Source organism: Chryseobacterium sp. (assembly GCF_022712095.1).
Classification (GTDB): Bacteria; Bacteroidota; Bacteroidia; order Flavobacteriales; family Weeksellaceae; genus Chryseobacterium.
Genome location: NZ_JALAHD010000077.1, coordinates 1 through 4,456, shown reverse-complemented (window position 1 = coordinate 4,456; position 4,456 = coordinate 1). Strand labels below are relative to the sequence as shown.

Here is a 4,456-nt window from a genome sequence, read left to right as displayed (position 1 = left end):
TGCTAAGGTACAAAATTTATGTATACATTATTGAAATTGAAATAATTAGTTTAAAAATTTTAAAGTTTTTAAGTTTTCTATTTTTAACAATTTTTCATAAAAGCAGGAGAAAAAATTCTCCTGCTCAAAAATAATAGACACACCAAAAAAACTATAACCAGTGGTTATTTAACTTTTCTTCTATAACGTATGATGCCGCAGCTTCTTTAGCTGCTTCCACCATAGCCATTAATGCCTGTTCGGTTTCATCCCAATGGCGGGTTTTTAATCCGCAATCCGGGTTGACCCATAACTGATGGGCAGGAATAACGGCCTGAGCCTTTTTAAGGAGTGCCACCATTTCGTCTTTAGACGGAATTCTCGGAGAATGGATGTCATAAACTCCCGGTCCGATTTCATTAGGGTATTTAAAATCAGCAAAAGCATTGAGTAACTCCATCTGGCTTCTTGAGCATTCTATGGTAATAACATCAGCGTCCATGGCTGCAATATTGTGGATAATATCATTGAATTCGGAATAGCACATATGCGTATGGATCTGTGTGGAATCTTCCACACCACTGGCTGAAATTTTAAAAGCCTCCACGGCCCAGTTTAAATAATCCTGCCATTCTGCTTTACGTAAAGGCAATCCCTCACGGATAGCAGGCTCATCAATCTGGATAATTTTTATACCTGCCTTTTCAAGATCCTGAACCTCATCACGGATTGCGAATGCAATTTGCTGACAGGTTACGGAACGGGGCTGGTCATCACGTACAAACGACCATTGTAGAATTGTAACAGGTCCTGTCAGCATTCCTTTTACCCATTTTTTTGATAAAGACTGAGCATACTCTGACCAGTAAACTGTCATTGGATTAGGTCTGTACACGTCTCCATAAATAACAGGAGGTTTTACACATCGGCTACCATAGCTCTGTACCCATCCGTTTTGAGTAAAAGCAAATCCGGCTAACTGTTCTCCGAAATATTCCACCATATCATTTCTTTCAAATTCACCGTGAACCAATACATCAATTCCGATTTCCTCCTGCCATTTGATGGCGATCTCCATTTCCTTTTTGAGTAGAATATCATATTGCTCAGCTGTAAGCTCTCCATTTTTAAATTTTGCTCTCCATTGTCTTACTCCCTGAGTTTGTGGAAAGGATCCAATTGTCGTAGTAGGAAACAATGGAAGCTGTAATATTTTCTGCTGTATTTCTTTACGGATGCTAAATGGATTTTTCCTTTGGGAATCTTTATCAGTTAGGGCTTCTATGCGCTGCTTTACATTTTTATTATGAATCAGCTGAGAAGTTTTACGGTTTTCAATAGCCTTTTTATTCTCAATATATTGTTCCTGTATTTTTGAATCTGCAGTTCCTTCAGCAAGAGCTTTAAGTGCTACTATTTCATTGACTTTCTGTTTAGCAAAAGCCATCCATTGTTTGATTTCAGGAGAGAGTACTTTTTCATTCTTCTCAAGATCAAGATCAAAAGGTGTGTGGAGCAAAGAACAGGAAGGTGCAAGAAAGATCCTTTCAGCTCCTATGACATTAATTGCTTTTTCAATGAACTTCAGAGATGTTTCAAAATCATTTTTCCAGATATTTCTTCCATCCACGATTCCCAAGGAAAGACTTAGGTTTTCCGGAATTGCTTTTAAGACCTCATCTAATTGTTCTGGACATCGTACCAGATCAATATGCAGAGCATTTACGGGGAGGGAAGTGGCTAAGGAAAGATTATCTTTTAAGCCATCAAAATAAGTGGTAAGAATGAATTTTAAATTAGGAAATTGTTTTCTTATTTCTGTATATACCCATTGATAGGTTTCTTTAGCTTTGTCATCTAAATCCAAAACTAAAAAAGGTTCATCGAATTGTATCCATTCCGCTCCGTGATATTCAAGTTCTTTCAGAATTTCGGTATAAACGGGAAGAAGCTTCCGGGCTAAATCCAGTTTATCAAAACCTTCCTCTTTTTCTTTTCCTAAAAGCAGATAAGTTACTAATCCGATCATCACCGGTTTTGGATTAATTCCTGCTTGTTTAGCCCCTGTAAACTCTTCAATGATCTTGTGGGAAAATAGTTTGAATTCCTGTTTTTTATAGAATTCTGGAACGATATAGTGATAGTTTGTATCAAACCATTTCGTCATTTCCATAGCAGTAATATCTAATCCGTTTTTTTGATATCCTCTTGCCATCGCAAAATAAAGATCCAGTTTCGTAGTGGATTCTTTTGAAATGATATCCTGATAACGTTCAGGAATAGCTCCTACTGTAAGAGTCATATCCAGTACCTGATCATAATATGAAAAATCATTGCAGGGAATGAGATCAATACCTGCTTCCTGCTGAATTTTCCAATGCTGATGGGTAAGTGCTTTTCCGACTTCTGTAAGTTCCTGTAACGATGTTTTGCCTGACCAATATTGCTCGCAGGCTTTTTTGAGTTCTCTTTTGCTACCAATCCGCGGATAGCCAAGAATGTGCGTTCGCATGTTCTTTTAAACTTTTAAATTAAACAATGATTTTAAAAGATCTTTAGAATGCTTCGCAATGTAATCGGGAAAGAATTTTTTGGAAACGAAATGACACAATAAGGACGTAATTTTCCTGTTAACGGGATACGTTTAGAGTATCATCTGTATGACCGAAAGCTTCAGACCGCGAAAGCATTGTCCATTCAGAATAGGCAGGTCTCCTGACTTATAACAGTTTTTATCATCCTTCCCGCTTTTGGCAGTGGATATACTGGGATAAAAACCTTTGGTGTGTTACTTACAGTTGCGCGACAGCTCGTGATTCTCACACGATTCCCTATTAATTTACGTTAAGTAAAACCTTTTCTGTTTGATGAAGTATGTTAAAGAACTATTTCCTTAACAAATGTAGGGATTATTTGTTTAAGAACTTCCATCGTTTATAGATTCATTCTAATACTGTGAATCCACAAGACTTGAAGAAGTTAAATGTTGAATCATATAAGTTTTGTGGTCTAGTCCAATCAGTATCATCAACTGTTGGGATAAAAATTATCATTCCTTGTCTAGCTCTTGTTAGTAAAACTCTATAAGAATTGATAAGGTATTTTTGTTTGGATTCGTTTATTTTATTCCATCTTGAACCTTTAAATTCTTGGAAATTCCATTCTCCATCATTGAACATATTAATATCCCATGCTACACAGGTATAATCAATTTCTAATCCTTGGATATCAAATTCTGTAGCAATATCTTCTAGATAATATGATGAGCGTATATCTAATTCATTATTAAGAAACCAATTTGCTGGAGATATTTCATTTTTTACATTAATACCTTCCATACGTAACCTTTTGGCCCCTGAACTGGCAATAATTCCAATTCTTTCGGTTCCTTTAGATATTTCTTTTAACCATTTTCTGGCTAGTCTTATATCACGAGTTATATGAATAGGATAATTTTCTCTTATAGATTGATAGATTTCAAATGTCTTTACTTCATTATTGTTTAAAAGATTTTGTACTAATAAAGCCACTTTTTCACTCCTAAATGATCGTATAGAAACAGAGAGGTGTAAATCTTTCTCTATATGACCTATATTCTTTATCCAATCTAATAACTCTTGATCATATAAATATGTATTATCAGATAACATTTTATCTGAGAAATAAATATCCCAATTTTGAAATCTTTCTTTTAGAGATTTTATCCATTCTGAAACACCCGCTTCACCAGTATTTATTTCTTGTCCTCCACCAATTAGACAAATAATACAGCACCAATTTATATGCTTATCCATTACACTTATTAAATATTCAGGCTCGGACATATTAAAGTTTTCTATCCCTTTTTTTCTTTTCATAAAAATAGAGACTTGATCTTTCTGCCATGCTCTTTGGGCTTCATCAAAGATTATAACCTTTTCAGTAGGAGATTTTTCTGAAACAAGATTATCATCTCTGAAATGATGAATGTTTTGAATAAAGCTTTTTGCTTTACGTTCTGCATCTTGTTTTTTTATCCTTTTATTATTTTTTAATGCTGTTTCTATGTTATCTCGAGTTAAAGCTTCACGTAAAACTTCTACGAGTGGTCCGTTACCAGATAGAAATACTGAATGTTCATTCTCATCTTTATGTTGTCGTTCGCTAGCAATATTTAATCCAGCAAGGGTTTTACCAGCACCTGGAACTCCTGTTAGAAAACAAATTGATTTTTTATTATTTGCTTTTGAATAGTCTATAATTTTATGGATAACTGCTGAGGTTTTAGAAAGGTTAATTGCTTCAGAATCATTTCTGGATATTTCTTTTACATTGTGTCCTTTATATAAAGCTTGTGCAGCTTCAATAATTGTTGGTGTTGGTTTATATAGGCTATTTTCCCAACGCTTGACATCGATAATATTATCATTTGATGCAAAGTGTTGTATTATTTGAGATAAGATATTTTCTAAATTTTTTTCGTTGCACAGAATACATT

Annotated in this window: 2 protein-coding genes and 1 riboswitch; both genes read right to left on the bottom strand. The window is 34.7% G+C overall.

The window, feature by feature from the left end:
• Nucleotides 1–151 precede the first annotated feature (151 nt).
• Nucleotides 152–2,491 carry a 5-methyltetrahydropteroyltriglutamate--homocysteine S-methyltransferase gene (gene metE, locus Q0A18_RS03605; protein ID WP_292008808.1) on the bottom strand — a complete coding sequence of 780 codons (2,340 nt, stop codon included), beginning with the start codon at nucleotides 2,489–2,491 and terminating at the stop codon, nucleotides 152–154.
• Nucleotides 2,492–2,666: 175 nt separating this feature from the next.
• Nucleotides 2,667–2,853, bottom strand: a riboswitch (cobalamin riboswitch).
• A 68-nt stretch (nucleotides 2,854–2,921) separates the two neighbouring features.
• Nucleotides 2,922–4,456: DUF2075 domain-containing protein (locus Q0A18_RS03600; protein ID WP_292008807.1), on the bottom strand; the 1,535-nt coding region annotated here is incomplete at its 5' end.

What these genes read in the sequence shown, in the direction of transcription:
- metE (WP_292008808.1), bottom strand. Translation starts at nt 2,491, where the DNA reads ATGCGAACGCACATTCTTGGCTATCCGCGGATTGGTAGCAAAAGAGAA.